Source organism: Sphingobacterium sp. MYb388, from assembly GCF_037479535.1.
Classification (GTDB): Bacteria; Bacteroidota; Bacteroidia; order Sphingobacteriales; family Sphingobacteriaceae; genus Sphingobacterium; species Sphingobacterium anhuiense.
Genome location: NZ_JBBGYV010000007.1, coordinates 1 through 19,072, shown reverse-complemented (window position 1 = coordinate 19,072; position 19,072 = coordinate 1). Strand labels below are relative to the sequence as shown.

18 protein-coding genes are annotated in these 19,072 nt (G+C 33.0%); 6 read left to right on the top strand and 12 right to left on the bottom strand.

What is annotated here, in order from left to right; translation table 11 throughout:
- Positions 1–743: 743 nt before the first annotated feature.
- Positions 744–1,661, top strand: coding sequence for a M43 family zinc metalloprotease (locus WH188_RS19315; protein WP_339424519.1), 918 nt, complete (start codon positions 744–746; stop codon positions 1,659–1,661).
- A 79-nt stretch (positions 1,662–1,740) separates the two neighbouring features.
- Positions 1,741–2,151 carry a lipocalin family protein gene (locus tag WH188_RS19310; RefSeq protein ID WP_168126286.1) on the top strand — a complete coding sequence of 137 codons (411 nt, stop codon included), beginning with the start codon at positions 1,741–1,743 and terminating at the stop codon, positions 2,149–2,151.
- A 610-nt stretch (positions 2,152–2,761) separates the two neighbouring features.
- Here WH188_RS19310 and WH188_RS19305 read toward each other — a convergent pair.
- Positions 2,762–2,953, bottom strand: coding sequence for a hypothetical protein (locus WH188_RS19305; protein ID WP_168126285.1), 192 nt, complete (start codon positions 2,951–2,953; stop codon positions 2,762–2,764).
- A 459-nt stretch (positions 2,954–3,412) separates the two neighbouring features.
- On the opposite strand from WH188_RS19305, the gene WH188_RS19300 reads away from it, so the two are divergent.
- Entirely contained in the window at positions 3,413–4,270 is an 858-nt protein-coding gene (locus WH188_RS19300) for a hypothetical protein (RefSeq protein WP_339424518.1), read from the top strand.
- 1,080 nt (positions 4,271–5,350) lie between these two features.
- On the opposite strand, the gene WH188_RS19295 is transcribed toward WH188_RS19300, so the two are convergent.
- Positions 5,351–5,890 carry a hypothetical protein gene (locus WH188_RS19295; RefSeq protein WP_168126283.1) on the bottom strand — a complete coding sequence of 180 codons (540 nt, stop codon included), beginning with the start codon at positions 5,888–5,890 and terminating at the stop codon, positions 5,351–5,353.
- A gap of 927 nt (positions 5,891–6,817) precedes the next feature.
- Here WH188_RS19295 and WH188_RS19290 point away from each other — a divergent pair.
- The gene (locus tag WH188_RS19290; protein WP_339424517.1) at positions 6,818–8,002 is read left to right on the top strand and encodes an ImmA/IrrE family metallo-endopeptidase; all 1,185 of its coding nucleotides are present in this window, start codon (positions 6,818–6,820) and stop codon (positions 8,000–8,002) included.
- A gap of 2 nt (positions 8,003–8,004) precedes the next feature.
- Entirely contained in the window at positions 8,005–8,496 is a 492-nt protein-coding gene (locus tag WH188_RS19285; RefSeq protein WP_339424516.1) for a hypothetical protein, read from the top strand.
- Positions 8,497–9,713: 1,217 nt separating this feature from the next.
- On the opposite strand, the gene WH188_RS19280 is transcribed toward WH188_RS19285, so the two are convergent.
- The 8 genes from WH188_RS19280 to WH188_RS19245 form a co-directional block, all read right to left on the bottom strand.
- A complete protein-coding gene (locus WH188_RS19280) occupies positions 9,714–10,157 on the bottom strand; it encodes a hypothetical protein (RefSeq protein WP_339424515.1) in 444 nt (147 codons plus the stop codon).
- 244 nt (positions 10,158–10,401) lie between these two features.
- A complete protein-coding gene (locus tag WH188_RS19275; protein ID WP_339424514.1) occupies positions 10,402–10,788 on the bottom strand; it encodes an OsmC family protein in 387 nt (128 codons plus the stop codon).
- A gap of 47 nt (positions 10,789–10,835) precedes the next feature.
- On the bottom strand, positions 10,836–11,534 hold the full coding sequence (locus tag WH188_RS19270; protein ID WP_339424513.1) for a DsbA family oxidoreductase: 699 nt from the start codon (positions 11,532–11,534) through the stop codon (positions 10,836–10,838).
- 141 nt (positions 11,535–11,675) lie between these two features.
- A complete protein-coding gene (locus WH188_RS19265; protein WP_339424512.1) occupies positions 11,676–12,224 on the bottom strand; it encodes an OsmC family protein in 549 nt (182 codons plus the stop codon).
- A gap of 380 nt (positions 12,225–12,604) precedes the next feature.
- On the bottom strand, positions 12,605–13,237 hold the full coding sequence (locus tag WH188_RS19260; protein ID WP_339424511.1) for an FMN-dependent NADH-azoreductase: 633 nt from the start codon (positions 13,235–13,237) through the stop codon (positions 12,605–12,607).
- 21 nt (positions 13,238–13,258) lie between these two features.
- Positions 13,259–13,552, bottom strand: coding sequence for a thioredoxin family protein (locus WH188_RS19255; RefSeq protein ID WP_132767501.1), 294 nt, complete (start codon positions 13,550–13,552; stop codon positions 13,259–13,261).
- Positions 13,553–13,665: 113 nt separating this feature from the next.
- Positions 13,666–14,670: an LLM class flavin-dependent oxidoreductase gene (locus WH188_RS19250; protein ID WP_339424510.1), complete on the bottom strand. Its 1,005-nt coding sequence runs from the start codon at positions 14,668–14,670 to the stop codon at positions 13,666–13,668.
- Between the two features lie 592 nt (positions 14,671–15,262).
- Positions 15,263–16,165: a helix-turn-helix domain-containing protein gene (locus tag WH188_RS19245; protein WP_132767497.1), complete on the bottom strand. Its 903-nt coding sequence runs from the start codon at positions 16,163–16,165 to the stop codon at positions 15,263–15,265.
- A gap of 255 nt (positions 16,166–16,420) precedes the next feature.
- On the opposite strand from WH188_RS19245, the gene WH188_RS19240 reads away from it, so the two are divergent.
- The gene (locus tag WH188_RS19240; RefSeq protein ID WP_339424509.1) at positions 16,421–17,761 is read left to right on the top strand and encodes an aminotransferase class I/II-fold pyridoxal phosphate-dependent enzyme; all 1,341 of its coding nucleotides are present in this window, start codon (positions 16,421–16,423) and stop codon (positions 17,759–17,761) included.
- Positions 17,762–18,139: 378 nt separating this feature from the next.
- On the opposite strand, the gene WH188_RS19235 is transcribed toward WH188_RS19240, so the two are convergent.
- Positions 18,140–18,298, bottom strand: coding sequence for a hypothetical protein (locus WH188_RS19235; protein ID WP_339424508.1), 159 nt, complete (start codon positions 18,296–18,298; stop codon positions 18,140–18,142).
- A gap of 44 nt (positions 18,299–18,342) precedes the next feature.
- Positions 18,343–18,576 carry a hypothetical protein gene (locus tag WH188_RS19230; RefSeq protein ID WP_339424507.1) on the bottom strand — a complete coding sequence of 78 codons (234 nt, stop codon included), beginning with the start codon at positions 18,574–18,576 and terminating at the stop codon, positions 18,343–18,345.
- Positions 18,577–19,072: the final 496 nt, after the last annotated feature.

The following is a 19,072-nucleotide window of genomic DNA, read 5'->3' as shown; positions in this document are numbered from 1 at the left end:
ATAGTTTAATCATGTCCATATCAAATTTTTCGCTTCTATTATAAAAGCTCTGATTGTTTAAAAAATTTAGATTTTTTTTTAAAAAACACATCAAGATTAAATTATGAGAAAAATGAAATATTGTAAAAAAAACAAATAATACACCAATTTCCGGTTTCCCGTAAAACTAGTTAAAAACAAAGCTATAATTTCGAGAAAACCGAAAAAAATTATGAAAATAGCAAAAATTTTTTTATCTAATTATTCTACCGTTATTATTTGGAATAAGTTCTTGTAATAAAAATGATAAAAATGACAAAAACAAACCTGATTTAGAATTAGATAACCATGGAATAATATGTGGTACTCCAACTCCTACAACAACTGAAATTGAGGCTAAAAATAGAGCTTCTGCCAATTATTCTATAATAGATCCGGATCAACCTGTATGTATTAATGTTTTCTTTCATATTGTACGTCAAGATAATGGAACAGGTGGATACCCTGAAACAAATCTAAATATAGTACTTGATTCTTTAAACCGTCATTACAATAAACACGGTATATACTTTAAGTCAACAGGTCATGATTTTATAAACAGTTCAAAATATTATTCTATAGATAATGATACTGAATCTAATCAATTAGGAAATGTTAATGTGAAACAGAATGCTATAGATTATTATATAGTTAATAATCTGTGGAGTAGCGGAGGTTCTAGTGTCTTGGGAATGGCCCTTGGAATTCCATCTAAAACGTTAATTATGAATCAGAATTATGTAACCACTCCTATTTCTGCTCATGAGATGGGACATTGCCTTGACTTATGGCATACTTTTCAGGGTACTAAACCAGGAACATCTGGCTGTGCGGAAAATATAAATGGGTCAAATTGTATTACATGTGGAGACAAGGTCTGTGATACTCCTGCTGACCGGGGGTTTGGAACGGAAAATGGATATACGCCAGATTTAAATAATATTATGTCATACTATACATCGACCAGCGCACGTTTTACTGAAGGACAAAAATCAAGAATGAAAACATCCATTTTTAATAATTCAGTCCTAACAAATGTAATCGGAAATAACTGTATAATTCCAACTTTATCAACAAATAAACAGAATTATTGCGCTGGAGAAAATATAGTGTATACACTTCTAAATGGAGGCTCTAATGTTGTTTGGAATGTTTCTTCTACAGTAGATATCATTTCACAGAACAGTAATTCAATAACGGTTAAACCTAAGTCAATTTATGAAAAAACAGCTTTTGTTGAGGCAAAACTTCCTTTTCAAACGCTTAAAAAAGAAGTTTGGATCGGTACTCCACTTGTAGCCCTTAATATGTATTGTAATGATGTTTTCATTACTACATGTGACATGAACTATGGAGGAGCAGCAAGTTCTTTACCTTTCGGTTCAAAAATAACTTTAAGTTTACAAGGGAAAGGTACAAATACTACTGGAATAAATGATTGGGAATGGGAAAAAGGATTTGGTAATTTTATATTTACAACTGGGGACTATTCAACTAATCCTGTCAATAATGGAAATGGTAATATAGGACAAACAGCGATTATACAGATTAATGGTTCTGGTACTATACAATTAAAGGCTAGAGCAAAAAATAGTTGTGGAACGGGTGACTGGAAGTATATTATGTACTCAGTAACGATGTAGCATTTTCTATAACAGATTCGTTATAATAGTAAGAAATTAAGTGAAAATAGTTCTCAAAATATATTAACAAAGGAAACCAATGAAAATTATACCTATTATAGCATTATTGCTGTTTACTGTAGTGAACCAAGGATGCAGTAAACAAACTGAAAATGTAAATTTAAATAAGATCGAAGGAAAGTGGAAATTGATTGCACAAAATGTAGGACTTCCTGACTCACATGTGTCGATTAAAGATGGAGCAGAAATATTTATAAATAGTGATGGAACATTCAAAAAGTTCGGTGGGAACTGTGATCAAGGAACATACAAAATTTCAGAGAATTATATAATCTTTGATTATACATGCGAGGGGAAAGAAAATATGTTAAGTAAAGGGATACAAAAGGAAATATTTAGTATCAAAGAGGGTATTTTGAGATTGACTCCTACTTATCTAAATTGTCCCGAAGGATGTTATTTTGATTACAAAAAAATTTCAGATAAATAATTATAATATTATTTATGTTTCTCAAGATGAAGCTGTCCGAAAAGGGCAGCTTTTTATATACTACGTAAACTGCACTGCATATTTTCTTAGACTGTGAAGCACATTTCGATGAAGCAGTTAGACCGCTATTAATTGCCAATGCTATTCAACACTATACAAAAAAGAAGAAAGCGCCTAGGTTAGTTAAAAACAGAGACAAAATGAATGACTATGATGTTTTTGTTGGGTAGATTTAATGTCGTTCATCAATTTTTAATGGAAAGAGTGGTATTGATACCCCTCCATTAAAAAATTTTAAAAACAACTTCCTTTTACTTGGTTTAGCTATTTTGTAAGATAATTGAAAACGGTTAGAGGTTATAGCTTTTTCTAACTTTCTTTAATTTTGAGATCTCTGCAAATTTTTTAGATGATCCAATTGAATTAACTGAAGTTCCTAACCTTAATCCAGAATTTTTTGATAGGATAAATCGATCGTGAAGTGGTTTCTCCGAATTATTCTGTAAGTGGTAAAAATAAAATCACAGTCTTCGAGATCTTCTTTCGTATACTTTGACCATTCTTCTAGCAGTTCATTCTCATCTAAATAATCACAATGTAAATAGCAAATTTACTTTGGTTCTTCGCCAATTTTGATGCACTTAACAACTTCCTTAAATTCACTCATAAACGCCCATAGGTCGTTTACTTTTGTCGGGACAAAATGCTGTATAACATCATCCACACTATTGTCAGACTTCAGGATATTATATCCCTTATGCTTTAAGTCCTTCAAGATCTCGATTGTCAATGGTACATTCATCGCAATTAGTATTTATCATTATCACCTCATTCCAACAGGTTGGCATTTCAATCGCAAGTCCCTTTACTATAATGTGAACTTACAGAACTCTCCCCTGCTTTAATTCAATATTGAATAGGACGAACACGCAAGAATGTTGAGCAACCAGTTATCTTGAAGCGTGTCCATCCTTATTCAATATCCAAAGATAAATAATAAAACTAAATATATTAGCTAATAATTGCTATAAATATTAGTTTTTCATGTATTTTTATTTGTACCATTTGAATACCAATGATTTATTATATTTATACTATATTAGTTATATAATACGTCCATATTATATCCCATTATGAGTTGGGATATTGTTTTATTTAATTCGAAACAGAAAATAACGGATTTTGAAGAAATTGAAGAGGATCTGTTGATCTTTAATGGCATTCAAATCATTGCCTATAATCAGTAATCACATTTATGTATATGAAATATCTTCTATTTTTCTGCACTCTTTTACTGTCATTAAATGTATTATCACAAAACAATACCGCTAAAAGGGAGTACAACGAATTCCTTGAAACAAGAATATTTTCCTCTGTAAAGAACAGCATTAAAGATGATAATATAACTCATATATATGTAGGATATTCAAATGAAAAAGCATACTTCATCAAATTATTTACAAAAAAGACAACAACATTTGATAGAAAAAATGGAGATACTTCGCAATCTTTTCTGCATAAAGAAAATAATTATTATTTTGATCTAAATTTTGAGGGCGATAAATATATCTTAAATCAAAATTATCCGTGGCTTCATTTACCATCTATCGAGGACATATATCCTAAAAATCTACCTAAAAATGATGAGATAAATTACTTAAGTAAAATCTCCATTTATAGAGATAGCACTATATATTACTTTACTACACATAAAGACTTCTACGGACAGATAATGCCATTATGGGGTTTTCCTGCAAAATATTTGGGCAGTATAGAGGCACGGGAACAGCAGATTGCCAAAGAATTAAGTTTAAACCAATCTGATGCTGTTAATGATTCTATTTGTGTGCTAGAAATAATCATTTTAAAAACTGGAAAGGTTACAGATGTAAAATCAATTGGAGGAAAAAACTCAGAGCTTAACGATATTGCTGAAAGGGCTATTTTTTTGGACAAGAATAAAGATTTTGGAAAGTATAAACCTAAGTGGAGAGCAGCAATAATGTACGACAGTGGAAGGCCGATGGACACGAAATTAAAAATGTTCCTTAAATTAAAAAAAGATGGCAGTGTAGAAATTTCACTTCCAAAAACTATGCGAAACTATACAGGAAACTAATTGATCTAAATCCGGGAGTGTACAAGCAACTGTGTTATTAGTCTCTTTTTAAAAGTTTCTATCTGGGAGTGTAACTCAAACTGTGTCATTGGATAATTAGCCTAATTCTAAAAGCCTCTATCCAGCTTGAGCCTATCTCCAAATTTAGTATATAGTTGTCATATGCTCAAGCCCCTATTGTGCATTGGCATCGTCCATTTCTTTGATACATCTTTTATGATCATGTACATCAATTTCTTCAGTGCCTGCTATAAACTGAATACACCTGGTTTATTCATTGGTATATATTTTATAGGAATTTATAAGCTCGTAAAGCTTAGGTTGGTAAGCTCTCGTATCTGGAGATGGATACCACCGTTTGGAGATAAACTTTTGTCTTCATAAAGACCCTGCATAACTTGGTTTTGAAGCGCTCGAAACGGATAAGTTCTACCTTAGCTATCTCGTAAATATAGGTTTTCTTGGAAACCAATCAGCTCCGTTGCCACCACATGTAAATAAAAAGTACAGCATGACTACAATGTACAAAACTATTGTTATACGCCATACAATGTGTAGCCTTCCAGAACCTTTATCTTTTTGCTCTTTATTTTTACTCCTTATAAAATTTCGATTTTTAGACATTATAGCAAGTTAATAACCTATATCCAGAATTTGGTAAAGTTGTTTTATCAACATCTAATTTGCAAAAAAAGCCAATGTGATTAAGATTGAACTTTCCTGACGACTTTATAGTTTTCAGAGATGTGCAAATAGGAATTGTCTATTTCCTGAAATTTGTATGCTACATATGCTTTCTCATGGTTTACATTTCCATATTAATTCACTTAAGATAAAGTGCATAGACATAAACCTCCATGAATTTGATTAATCAATTTCTTAATGTCGGGTGTCAATGTTGTCCATATGGAAAGCTGCTACAATTCGAAGAAAACACTCCTATTACGACAAATTAATCAACCAATCTCCTCTTAAATGGCTCCAACTCTCCTGCTGTAATATCTGGCCAACGAGCAAAATATATAAAGCTTGGAAAACCTTTCGCCATACTGTGCGAAAGGCTTAAACAAAGTTTAAATTTTAACGAAAACGGGTTAATAGATTTGCTAAGAAAATCGGTGTTTCAAAATCTTCCTCCTCGTCTTTAAATGGTCCTGAGGCTGAAGCATAATTAAATTCTTTCACTTCTAGGAACGCTTCATCTCTATGCAACCACTCGACCTCCACATGTGGTTTTATTACGAGTTGGTAAATTCTGTCAATTAGTTCCGATTCACCAGTTTCTATATAATTTTCAGGAGTATATGGCTCACCATCATACAATTTCCACACCAACAAATACTTGAAAATACTAATGCAAATAACAAAAGTACCTTCAGTGTTAGACTTTATTTCAAAACTTAAGCATCGGTCTTCGACAGGAAATGGACTGAATCCTAAAATTTCTGACTGTGGAAAATTTGATCTAAAGTCAGTTATGACCTTCTTAAAAAGATCTGGATGATTGGCAAGAAAACGTTCACCCCGTTCGTCCAACTTGCTCTGTTTTGAAGACTCAGATGGTCTCCAGAAAAAGTCCCAGTCAAAATATTCATCAATTACTTTTTTAAATCTATTCATATCTTCCTTAATTACAAGTACCAGTTGAAGGGGATATCATTGCGGGAACATCCCATGAAAATAATGAGACAGAAGAGCATCTGTAAAATTTTTGCTTTCATATTATATGGTTCTAGTTAAGAAAAATTGGTTAATTTAAAACTTAAAATACAAACTTTTCTTAAGATATCATTAATTTAAAAAAAATATTTAAATAAAATCTGACGCAAAGAATTAGAAGTATAATGAGTTATTATATTTAGCAAATTCGGCGTTAACTTCAATAACTGTTACACAATTTGATTTTTTCCAGCAAAATTCAAAATATACAAAATCATTTAAACCTCTTTAAGATAGATTTGCAATTAATTGAGTTACTATTTTTTTATACTTAACAGATTTACACTATTATGTACAACTACAAAGAAATTACAGCTGAGCTAATTACAACAAAAACAATTCACGCAACAGACATTTACGACTATAACGAAGATCCTATAGCAGATATCTTTGAGAGATATTTTCAGTATTGCCAAAAGGCACTTTCAGAATATAGTAATGAGATTTCCCACGATAGTTCGGTTCATTTAAATGGTTCCCAAGAATATAATAGGTGATTTTATAGTTAACCTAAATTAATATTCAATTTACTACTTGCAAGCTCATGAAAATTTTATACCAAAAATTATGAATACGAAAGAATGTTGAGCAACCGGTTGGTTATCCAATGGTGCGTCCATTCTCATTGTTAAAAAAAGAATTAAAATCAAACCATTTCTAGCTAAGTTTTTCGTTATTTGAATTGTCAAATTCATAGATGAGTTAAAATAAAAGGTGTGATAGATCAATACTTTCACATAGTAATATTGATCATTTTTGATAAAAAAATAAAAAAATACATTTTATAAATAATAAAGGTGTATTTTTGTTTATCAAATTTGATAAATCATGAACAACATCAATGAACTATATGATATATTAGGAATACAACATCAAAAAAATCTTGTGGATTTGATTGAGGAAAAAAAAGCGCTTCTGAATATAAAAACAAATATTCATCTTGCTGCAATACTAAATATTAATAAAGATACCCTATCTCGAATTATAAAAAATGAAGACTATAAAATTGATATTGTTAGCCTGATCAAATTAGCTAATTTCTTAGAATTGGATGTTGATAAAGTTGTTTCAGCTTATATAGCAAATACAACAAAAGAAATAATTGAAGAAATTGAACATAGTAAAAAAGCTTCTTTTATTGCAAACAACTTTGATCTTAATGGATTAGAAAAAATAAATTTTATAAAAGATAAAAGCAACATAATCGATATTGAACATAGAATTATAGATTTTTTCGGTCTTAAATCGATTTATGATTATAAAGAAAATTTTGCTTACTCTTTATTCAGTAAATCTAAATTAAAATCACAGGATTTCATGAATGAATTCTGGATCAAATGTGCATATAACCAATTTAACAGAATTCAAAACAATAATGATTTTTCTGTTGAAAGATTAGAAGATATGGTGACTAAAATTCGTCCATATACACTCAATATTGATACTGGTCTCCTAACAATTGTAAGAGCTTTATTCAATATCGGAATAACAGTCATTGTACAAGATTATATATCTAAAACTGCTGTTTTTGGTGCTAGTTTTTTCATTAACAACAAACCTTGTATTGTTTTGACAAATCATTATAAGAGATATGATTTATTATGGTTTACGCTATTTCATGAACTTGCACATATCATTTTTGATTTAGAAGAGTTAAAATCTCAAAAATTTCACCTAAGTGGAATGGCAGACTTACTATTATTAAATGAGGAAAGAGCAAATAGGTTTGCAGAAGAAATGCTGTTCAATGAAGATAAATTAAATTACATTTCTTCAAATATAAATAACTACAATTTAGTGAAAGCATATGCAGAACGAAACTATGTACATCCTTCGATAATTTATGGTTTCTATATAAAGAAGAATTCCAATAAAGAGGAACATTATAAGAGATATAGTAAATATTTAATTTCGTCTGAACAGGCAATTGCCCCACTAAAATCTAACATATGGGACTACGATAAAAATGTTCAATTAGAACTAGAAAAGATTCTTGATAAAATAAACGCATAATTATGGATAATAAAACAGACAAAGACAATGAGCTTTCTCTACTTAAAATCAGAGAATTAGCAAAAAAAGCAGATGAAAACAAAGCATTTGAATTAGGCTTTGAACAATCGGAGGAATTTAAAAACATTGAAATTGACTACGGTAATGATGTTCAAAATCCAGATAAATCTTACAAAATATTTTATGCGATACAGGGGATACTTAAAACCCATCTTCCTGAAGGCGACAGTAACAAAGAAATTAGAGATATTATAAGAGAAGAGAAATCAATTTTTCTAACAGGGGGAAAAAAGAAAAATGCTCAAGGAATAAGAGGTGCGGATAGTAGACAAGCATATATATCGACTCATTTAGAGGTAGCACTTAATGCTCTTTTCGAATGGCTGAACAGCGATAGAAATACACTAGATCTATTTTTAAAGTTTAGGGATTTAAATATTGAATATGGGTATTTTTCATCCGAAGAAAGAGGAACTATGGATCAAAGTCAATAAATTTGAAATTTTAATAAAAATATACTGGTAAAAAACACCCGTATATTTTTATTAAAGAGGGAATGTACCACAAAATATGTAATTAACCTTTTAAAGTTGCTATTTTGAGCAGATATTAAGTGAATTCTATACCTTAACAGAAATTATGTCACGAGAAAGAAAAACGTATCTAAAAAAGTTCGAACTTATGATTGTTGAAATTAGTAATAAACATACAGATGTGGCTTAGTAAACCAATGAACTAAACATTAAGTTCTCATTATTATACCGTTGGGGAAAACAGTTTTCTGAAAAGCAAACATCCAGCTAACCCAGTAACGGAAAAGTAAATTTTAGCGCAACGGAACAAGAATTGGCTCAATAAAAAAAGAACTTGAAGGAACGCAAATTGAAGGGATATTTTAAAATCGATATACAGCTTCTAGAGCTGTGAAATTGTCAATACAACCAAACGGGGTAAAATCCGTTAATTGTCTTAACTTTCAATGAGGCTATGACCTTAAATGGTATTCTGCAAGTCTTCCTTAAAATCTAGGCCGACTGCTGTAAGCTCATTGTTAATTTGGAAGCATGCGTTGCGGTCATTAATTTGAAAATTATCCATCAGAGTGCGACACGCATTATAATGTAAGATTACGGTTGACATTAATTAAACAAAGGAAATTAAAGGATTTGGCGTCTACACTAAAAATCATGTGGATGTCATTAGTTATTTCTATGGTATTAAACCTATAAAGCCATTCTTGACAGAATGGCTTTATAGGTTTAATTTAATGATCTATTTGATTCATTTCAGTTTTTCAAGCTCGTCGATGGTAAGACCTGTAACCTCAGCAATTTGTTCTACCTATAAACTCATCTCTTTTAGCTTTAAAGCTGTACTAAAAGCTTTTTGATCTCTTCCCTAACTCACTTTTCTTCGCTTGAAAAGTCAGTGGTTAGCGACCTACCATAAAATTAGCGTATTGCAACAGATAACCGACAATGCGGAGCTGTACAACTGTTTCATAGTCAAAAAACTGATACTGATGAACAAATAGATTTTAATCCCATTTTCTGTTTTTTGAAATGATCCAAATTAGCAAAGGAAAATAAATCAGCTTGATAATTATAGGTTTGAAATTCAATTATTTTTTATTTATCAGTGCTTTTTTAACAAACAACTTGAATGTTCGACCATATTGTAACTCACGAAAAAACAAAAGCTATGACCTTTATTAGTAAACTAAGGTATTAAATCCTTTGTCCTTCAATTCAAACATATAAACTAAGGCATTAGGGGTGATATGTATACGATTGTCTAATTTCAATTTGTCCACTTTGAGTAGATCTAAGGCATATTCACAAATAACCAATTTTGCCCCTACTTTCTCAGCCTTATCAATAGCTTGTTTTAGCGCTTCATTCTCAACAATTTCTTTAGCTAACTTACCAACAATCACAATTTCAAAAGCTAATCCATTTTTCTTCAGATCAAGTAATTCTATAGTTTCAATACTTACATTAAAATGTAGAACGTCTGAAACCATAACGGCAAGTTTTTTACTTGACCCTTTGTATTCCACTTTAGCTCCTAATGTTTGGGTTTGTGCTTGACTGTAATTTGAACTAAAGATTAAAACTGTTAGCAACAACAATGTGGATAAAAAATTTGCTCTCATTATAAAATATTTTAAAGTAATTTAAATATCTGTTCCTTTGTGGAAATCGATTATAGAAAAATAAAGAAAGCCTATCCTGTAGATATGGACAAAACTGAAAATTAATGGAAGTTTTGGCTCAAAATCTACTATAGGCGTGAAAACCATGATAGTCTTTCTCTGTGTAATCCAAAAAATGAAATTTGGTCATATTGTCATTCCTTGGCAATAGATGAAATCTATTTTATGAGATCTTACCTTCGGATTAAGCTCCGTAAGTAAATTCATAGTTTTTTATAATTGCAGGATTAAGACTGTTGCCAACGTGACATAGATTCTTTGCTGAATTTTCAATCAATTCCTTTTGTTCTGCTGTATACTCTTTATCAAAGAACAACCTCACGTTGATCATTCCTACTTGTCCTCCTTCTGCGGACATTTCATAAGATAACTCGCTTCTTGATCCCGTTACTTCGAAATCTTTTTTTCGTGTGTAAAAATCAACTGTAGCTAACATACAGCTTGCATATGATCCCATAAGCAGGTCAATTGGACCAAATTTCAGATCGACTTTAATCGGATCAGTATTCGATGTTGATTTTGTACTTGAGTTATATTTACCTTCGTAGGTAGTTGCTATTATTTGTGACATTTTATTTAATTTTTTATAGTGAATACGAAATGACTTATATGTTGAAATTAGATGCTACATCCATCAATTCCACACATGTTATCTCCAGATTCTTCTGACAGATCAATAATGCTTTCCTGGTAGGTCTGTGCAAGAGCCTTAGCAAAAAGTTCGACAGGCTGTGCTCCTGAAACGGCATATTTACCATCAAGAAGGTAATAAGGTACACCTGTTATTCCTAGATTTTGTGCTTCCATGATATCCTGTTTCACTTCATAGTTGTACTCATCTTCAGCTAATACTTTTCGGGCTTTTGACGGATCTAAGCCCAGCTCCTCCGCAAGGGAGACCAAAAATTCAACATCCGCAATATTTTTTCCGTCAACAAAGTGAGCTTTAAACAAAGCCTCCTCCATCTCATCGGCTTTACCATGTTCTTTTGCCAAATGCAATAACTTATGAGCTGGAAAAGTATCGGCAGCAATGACCTGATCGTAATTAAAAGTAACACCTGCATTTTTACCCATTTCTTTTAATTGATTTAAAAACTGATCAAGTTGAGCTTTAGAAAAACCTTTACGATTCATCATATACTCGCTGATACTCAAAGTTCCAGAGCTTTCTTTTAAAGTAGGATCCAACTGGAAACTTTTCCACTCTACTTCCACTTCATCTTTGAATGAAGAACCTGCTAACGCTTGCTCAAAATTTTTCTTAGCGATGTAGCAAAAAGGACACATGATGTCCGACCATACCTGTATTTTCATTGTCTTGTTATTTTTAAGTTTATTTAGAGATTCTCATTCACGATTTCAGTAAGCTGATGTACACCGAAATGTCTCCATTTCATCTTACCATTTTTGAATAGCATCGTTGTTGGTACTCTTTTAATCTTGTCATACCTTGAATTACATCACAGCATTTAAGCTCTTATTGATACTGATTTTTACGGGTTCTGCGATAGTTCTGTAACCCGGGGATACTTTACGTACATGTTCCGCAATAGCAGCATACTCCTCCTCGGTTCCGCTACCGGTAACTTCAAAATTGAATTGAAGTTCTTCAAATCCAACTGAAACATTCGGGTCAACTTCCAAAAATCCACGGAGATCAAGGTTACCTACAATAGTTAAGTTAACACTGTCAAGCTTGATCCCTTTACTGGTAGCTCCTGCCACAAAACCCACCATCATACAGCCGGCTAAACCGCCTAAAATATAATCCTGAGGATTCGGATTCAGGTTGTCTCCCAACAATTCTCTGGGCTCCCCGATCTGATATTTGAATTGTTTTTCTACGAAAGCGCTTCCTATCTTTTTACTATGAGTGGTAATTTCAGTATTTACACCACCTTTCCAGGTTGCGGTTACACCTAATGCTGCAATTGCTTCAGCAGGTTTGTTAGTAATTATTGCTACATAATTTCCTAATGCTTCTAAATTTACATTGTTTAACATAACCAATTGTTTTAAATTTTGTACTACAAAGGTACTGGCTAGACAGCTTCAAGAAAATGGACAAAACTGAAAACAAATAGCACTTATTGATTAAATTCCACCCTTTTATATAGTCAAATTTCCTTTCTAAAATATATTGGCAAAAAGATAGGTCAGACCATTCGAACCTACTTGATTGAAAAATCAAATCATTAGATACCTGGTACTTATAAAAAAAGGAAGTTCCCCAAATTATGGGAAACTTCCTTTTTATCAAGAGGCCTTTTGCTGTTTTGCACGACGTAATTTAGTTTCCGATAAGAACAGGATAAATAGCTCACTTGACTCCTTCACAGAAATCTTTTATAAGAGCTAAATTCTTCAAATCAAGCATAAATTAGCTATTGTGAAAAAAATTCATCAGCAATACGGCTAGCAGACTCCAAGGCATTAGAAAACTCCTTTTCAGTATCGGGATTCACTAGATTTCCTAAAAATTTAACGGAATGAACTTCAGTAATTCCAACAAGTCCTAACCACCAATTGAAATAAGTAGACTGGAAATCAAGCCCTAGCTCAATCGGTACACCCGCACCATACACACCTGAGGTATATATAACACAAGCCTTCTTATCTTTCAATAAGGGAAAGTAACCGTCCTCTCCAAAGCCAAAGGTCAAACCCGGCTGTGAGATGGTGTCGATATAGTGTTTCAATACCCATGGAATACCTCCATTCCACATCGGAACAGTGATCAGGTATTCATCTGCTGAGGAAAACCGTTCCGTTACCTCCACAACTTTATCCCAAGATGTTTTTAATTCCTCATTTAATATACCTTCACCGAAGAAAGTCATTTTGGCCGCAGCTTTGTCCCCGTCAAAAGTGGGAATGCTTAAGTCCCACAGATTCAGTTCATCTATAACAGCATCCGGATTCAACAGTTTATACTGTTGCAAAAATTCATGAGCGATGGCTCCGGATTTAGATTTTTCCTTTCTCGGTGAGCTGATGATGTGCAGTAGTCTTTTCATATTTATTTCAAGTATATAATGTTAAAGATTATCTTTTACCAACTGACCTAGTTCATGAGCAGGTACGATACCGGAATGTCTCCATTTCATTTCTCCATTTTTGAAAAGCATCGTAGTTGGTACACTTCTGATTTCAAATAGGGTTGCTAAATCTGGATATTTATCGATATCCACACGTTCATAATGAATAACATCATCAAATTCCGCAACTACTTCATCTAAATTTGGTTTCATGGCCACACATGGAGGACACCAAGTTGCATGAAAATTAACCATGGTCAATTGTTCCGATTCTATTTTATTTGCTAAATCCATTGTTTTATATTTTTAAATTATTAACAGTTGTATTGTATTGTATTGTATTGTATTAGGGCAATGCTGGATATTTTTTGCTTATAATGATCATGTGAGTCAAGAAAAAGGGATTTTTAACGATTTAAATCATCCATTACTTCTTTCATGATCATCATACTTTTTAATTTCTCCTGATGGTCATAGATAGGCGAATGGATCATCAATTCGTCCACACCTGTTTGCCCTATAAAATCCTTTAATTCGTCTCTAATTTTCTCTTTACTTCCCACAAAAGAACAGGCTGTCCTTTGCTTTACTTGTAACCGTACCTGCTCAGACATGCTATCTAATAGCTCCGGCAAGGACTTTACTGGCGGTTGTAAAAACTTTCCTGCATTTTGTGCTAAACTTTGAAACATCAGATGCAAACTTGTTGACAGCATCTCTGCTTTCTGATCCGTATCTGCAGCTGTAGCATTTACAGCGGCGATCGTATAAGGCTGTTTCAGTACTTCAGAAGGTTTAAAATTCTGATGGTACAGAGCAAATGCATCCAACATCTGTCTAGGAGCAAAATGACCGGCAAAAGCATAGGGTAATCCTTTGGATGCGGCTAAAGCTGCACTTTCTGTACTCGATCCTAAGATCCAGATCGGAACATGTGTATCTTCGGCTATAAAAGCACGCACCTTGGCGTATGGATTCTTATGGGAAAAATACATTTCAAGTGCTTCCACATTCTGAGGAAATCGCTGAGATTGCTCGAAAAAATCCTTCTGGATTGCCAAAGCAGTTTGAATATCACTTCCGGGTGCTCTGCCCAACCCCAGATCAATCCGATCGGGATAAAGTTGTGCTAAGGTTCCAAATTGCTCGGCGACAATCAGAGGTGAATGGTTTGGCAACATAATACCTCCCGATCCTACACGTATGTTTTGCGTATGACCAGCAAGATGTCCAATCAAAACTGATGTTGCAGTACTGGCAACATGAGCCATATTATGGTGCTCGGCTAACCAGAGACGTTTATATCCTAAAGTATCGACCAATCGGGCCAGTTCTTTTGTTTTTTCGAATGTAGAACGAGCATTGCTATCTTCTCCAATAAACGCTAACTCTAATAATGATATAGGGATCATAATTTTCCTCTTTTTAATAATTAATTACAGCTGCTGATGAGTTTAATATTCTTTCTTACTATTGAAATGCTATTATTTGTTCATAATCGAAAAATAATAAAGAACATGGATCTCAAAGATCAGTACTCATCTGTCTTAAAATTTAATACTACAAAGGTAATTGCTGGAAAGCATCAAGAAAATGGACAAAACTGAAAACAAGTGGTACTTATTAGCAAGATTATACGCGCAGATGATGGATCGACATCACCTGTATAGCATTCAAAACGAGACAACTACAATTAAGAGAATTTGAGGAATTATTTTAGAAAACGATATACAGCCCCATTAAAACGAATGCCCCAGCTTTTACTAAAGATGAATTTTTAAAATTTAAAGGCCTGTGTGGAAATGGTGATAGCTTTACCTTGATATTAGGATTTGGTAGTTTTCTATATGAACATTTCTAATTGCATATAAAAACCTAAAATGGCTATTGTGGACTTTTCCTTTGCTCAAAAGAAGAACTGACCAGTCACTCAATTAATCTATTGGGATGCTGGTCAATATGTTTTACAATATCCATGGTATATAAAATCTATTACTGAAAATACTATTGAAAGGATTTTCGAAAAGATGTCGGTGACTGATTGGTATATTTCTTAAAATATCTGATAAAGTAAGATGAGTCTTCGAAACCGATTTTATCTGCGATCTGATTCACATTTAGTTTTGAATGTAGTAATAATCTTTTTGCTTCCAGTACAATCCTTTCATGGATCATTTCAGATGGTTTTTTATTGAGCAGCTGCAAAGTAAGATTTGAGAGAGTTCTGAGGGAAACAAATAGCATTTCCGCATATTTAGATGCAGGAAGTCCTTTGGTGTAGTTCTCTTCAATCAGATTGACAAAGTGGATCAATTGGGTACGTTTTTCGTCCACAATAAACGGTGCATGGCCCTTATTTAGTTCTTCAAGTTGATATTTACGACGCTGAACCTGAATCAAAAATGCTTTTAGATAGAGCCTGAGCAATTCTTCCTGACCATATTTATCCTGTTCTTTAAGTTCAGTCTGCATTTGGACGATATACTCATCCAGTTTATATTCGTTTCCGCTGCCTACACAACAAGAAGGAATTTGATAGGCATTATTGAACATACTACACTTGAGAAAAAAATCAACATCATCTTCCTTTTGAACCAAGAAATCTTCTGCGAAATGAATAACAAATCCTTCGTAATCCGGATTGTTATCAAAAGCATGAACCTGGTTTTTAGCAATAAAGAATATCGTATTTTCTGATACATCGTATTCATTGAAATCAACAAAATGCTTCCCAGTACCTGACTTGAACCAGATAACCTGATAAAAACTGTGGATATGGGGTTTGACAATATCTTCCTGATGATCTTCTATCAAATCTTGTAAAGACTGGACCTCAAACTGCATTTTACCTGGAAAATCAGCATGTAAATGATATTCGTTGATCGCTTCCTTTTCCTGCTTTTCCATTTTGACTTCAGTTTATGCTTACTATATTGATTTTGCAAATATAGTAGTATTTCCATAGTCATTAAAAATTATGATAATCAAAAAGTATTTTCATAAAAATATTATTCATTTCACTATCAATACTTTAAATTTAAAATTGACAAGATATAGATAGAATTATGATCAATAAGTACCATTTTTTTTCAGTATTGTCCATGTTTTCGAAGTTGCCCATTGCTTAGCTTTGGGATATATAATTTATACCATTATCATTCAATGTCAGACTTATCCTATATATCTTCAAGAGGCAATCGTGCTTACCATACTGTTGTTAGACCAGATTTTGAACTTTATTTTGAAGCATCAAAAAATATATATCATGCTGTTGATAATCCAGACGGAACTTTTCCATTGAATGTCGCGGATAACAATCTAAATTGGCCTATCCTGAGTGAGCGCTTGCAAAAAATCGCTGCTACGCAGGAAATTCCAGACTGGGTTTCAGGCTATACTTCTGGCCTGGGGCACGAAACCTTCCGAGCAGCATTAGCAGATTTTCTGGGTGTTTTTTTAGCAAAACGCCCCTTAGATCCTGCAAATATAGGAGTGGCTGCTGGAGCTACCGCCGTGATCGAACTATCCGCAATAATTCTGGCAGATAAAGGGGATGTTGCTGTATTTCCAGCCCCTGCATATCCTGTATACAGCCGCGACATCATGAATAAGGCTGGCATAGAAAGATATGATTTAATCACGCATCATGATAGTGATGCTATCCATCATGGACCTATTCTGTCGATTGAACATCTGGAAAAAGCCAAACGAGATATCGAGCTCCAAGGTTCAAATTTCAAACTTCTGGTAGTTACTAATCCTGATAATCCCACCGGAGGATTATACACCGCAGAGCATTTGGAAGCTATTGCCGATTGGTGTATAGAAAGGAAAATTCATTTTATCGTCAATGAGATCTATGGACTTGTAACCATACATACAACAGATCCAGCTATAGCTGATGATTACCTCGATCATCGTCAGTTTTCTTCTTTCCTCTCAATAATCCATAATAAAAACAGTCCATATTTACACCAGTGGTACGCACTTTCTAAAGATCTGGGGATCTCAGGAATGAGAGTCGGTATGGTATACTCGCTTAATCAAGCCTTCTTAACTGCTTTTAATAATTTAAACCTGCCGCACATGGTTTCCAATCATACACAATGGTTAATGGAAAATGTGTTGGGAGATCACGAGTTTATGCGCAATTTCTTGGATGCACAGCATCAAGCCTTAACCAAGGGATACATTGTAGTGGTAGATATGTTAAAAATTTTAGATATACCATTTGTTCCTTCCTATGGAAGCTTATTTATATGGGCTGATTTTTCTAAATTTTTATTCGCGGAAACTTTGGCTGCGGAAATCGAATTTTGGGAGAATCTTTACAAAAACACAGGAGTCTTATTAACACCGGGAATCGGTTTCGGTCACACAAAAAAAGGCATGTTTAGAATAGTATATACTTGTTTTGATGATGAAGCCTTACGGATTGCTATGAAAAGGATACAGTACTACTTAGCAGGTTTAGCTACAACTGTAAAAAAATCTGTTGAATAATTTTGTTATACCTATAGGTTTTGGTAATAATTTTATCCTAAATCAAAGCTAATGACGACAATAAATCAGTTATAAAAAAATATTAAGAGAAACATATGACACAATATTTCAGAAACTTCACCATACTCGGACTGATTAAAATAGCTTTCGGTCTGCTTTTCATTGCCATAGGAATTATGGACAGCGAAATATACATCTCAGTTCTTGGAGCTATTTTACTTATAACTACCTTAATAAATAAAGGTACTTGCCCAGGAGATGTCTGTTCACCACATCTTAATAAAAGAAGAGTCAATAAATAATGGCCCAAAAAGTTTTCTGAAGCCTATCTTTCTTTTGATAAATAATCACAGGTGCACTGTACTCCATCCTTACTGGTTACCATATCTTGTCATGCAGATAGTCAGATATCGTAAATAACTGAGATATACTAAAGACAGACTCTCGGATGCCGGCAATCTGCCTAAAAGTTAACTGTGCTCTGCTTTTACCTGTTCTTACAGCTGTAGGATGATTGAGTATATATTCTTGGTGCATTTGCTTTAATTCATCTGTGTAGTTTTTAAAAATTAAAAGATCAATCAAAAAAACCTTAAGAATTTTCCTTCTAACACTTCCTCTGGTACATCAAGGATCTGCTCAATAATAACTGTCGCAGACTCTTCCTTAAATTCACTCATAAACGCCCATAGGTCGTTTACTTTTGTAGGGACAAAATGCTGTATAACATCACCCACACTATTATCGGACTTCAGGATATTGTATCCTTTATGTTTTAAGTCCTTCAAGATCTCGGTTGTCAATGGTACATTCATCGCAATTAGTATTTATCGTTTTTGCTTTCTTCCAACAGGATTGACATTTCGATTCTAAATTACTTTACTATAAAGCGAACTTACAAAACCCTACCCTGCTTTAATTTAATATTGAACAGGATGAACACGAAAGAATGTTGAGCAACCGGTTATCCTATAGTGCGTCCATCCTTATTATTAAAAAAAAGAATTAAAATCAAACCATTTCTAGCTAATTTTTTCATTATTTGAATTGTCAAATTTCAGAGATGAGTTAAAATAAAAGGTGTTGAATAAACGGAACCTTAAAGTGTAATTAAAGGGCTCAAAAGTGTAATTTTTATTGATCTACCCATAACTACATTTGTATCGGTGTAACGATAGCTTAGCCGGCATAAGATATAGCACCTATAACAAATAATTTTAACATAATTTTTTTTAAGATGAAATTCATAAAATTTTCTTTACTGACTCTTCCTCTTTTAGTGTGCTCTTTAAATAGTAATGCACAGGAAAT

Bases quoted from the DNA above. Each gene is read 5' to 3' on its own strand.
- WH188_RS19260 (WP_339424511.1), bottom strand. From the start codon at position 13,237: ATGAAAAGACTACTGCACATCATCAGCTCACCGAGAAAGGAAAAATCT.
- WH188_RS19230 (WP_339424507.1), bottom strand. From the start codon at position 18,576: ATGAATGTACCATTGACAACCGAGATCTTGAAGGACTTAAAACATAAA.
- WH188_RS19280 (WP_339424515.1), bottom strand. From the start codon at position 10,157: ATGAGAGCAAATTTTTTATCCACATTGTTGTTGCTAACAGTTTTAATC.
- WH188_RS19310 (WP_168126286.1), top strand. From the start codon at position 1,741: ATGAAAATTATACCTATTATAGCATTATTGCTGTTTACTGTAGTGAAC.
- WH188_RS19250 (WP_339424510.1), bottom strand. From the start codon at position 14,670: ATGATCCCTATATCATTATTAGAGTTAGCGTTTATTGGAGAAGATAGC.
- WH188_RS19315 (WP_339424519.1), top strand. From the start codon at position 744: ATGAATCAGAATTATGTAACCACTCCTATTTCTGCTCATGAGATGGGA.
- WH188_RS19275 (WP_339424514.1), bottom strand. From the start codon at position 10,788: ATGTCACAAATAATAGCAACTACCTACGAAGGTAAATATAACTCAAGT.
- WH188_RS19235 (WP_339424508.1), bottom strand. From the start codon at position 18,298: ATGCACCAAGAATATATACTCAATCATCCTACAGCTGTAAGAACAGGT.
- WH188_RS19255 (WP_132767501.1), bottom strand. From the start codon at position 13,552: ATGGATTTAGCAAATAAAATAGAATCGGAACAATTGACCATGGTTAAT.
- WH188_RS19240 (WP_339424509.1), top strand. From the start codon at position 16,421: ATGTCAGACTTATCCTATATATCTTCAAGAGGCAATCGTGCTTACCAT.
- WH188_RS19265 (WP_339424512.1), bottom strand. From the start codon at position 12,224: ATGTTAAACAATGTAAATTTAGAAGCATTAGGAAATTATGTAGCAATA.
- WH188_RS19245 (WP_132767497.1), bottom strand. From the start codon at position 16,165: ATGGAAAAGCAGGAAAAGGAAGCGATCAACGAATATCATTTACATGCT.
- WH188_RS19285 (WP_339424516.1), top strand. From the start codon at position 8,005: ATGGATAATAAAACAGACAAAGACAATGAGCTTTCTCTACTTAAAATC.
- WH188_RS19295 (WP_168126283.1), bottom strand. From the start codon at position 5,890: ATGAATAGATTTAAAAAAGTAATTGATGAATATTTTGACTGGGACTTT.
- WH188_RS19290 (WP_339424517.1), top strand. From the start codon at position 6,818: ATGAACAACATCAATGAACTATATGATATATTAGGAATACAACATCAA.
- WH188_RS19300 (WP_339424518.1), top strand. From the start codon at position 3,413: ATGAAATATCTTCTATTTTTCTGCACTCTTTTACTGTCATTAAATGTA.
- WH188_RS19270 (WP_339424513.1), bottom strand. From the start codon at position 11,534: ATGAAAATACAGGTATGGTCGGACATCATGTGTCCTTTTTGCTACATC.
- WH188_RS19305 (WP_168126285.1), bottom strand. From the start codon at position 2,953: ATGAATGTACCATTGACAATCGAGATCTTGAAGGACTTAAAGCATAAG.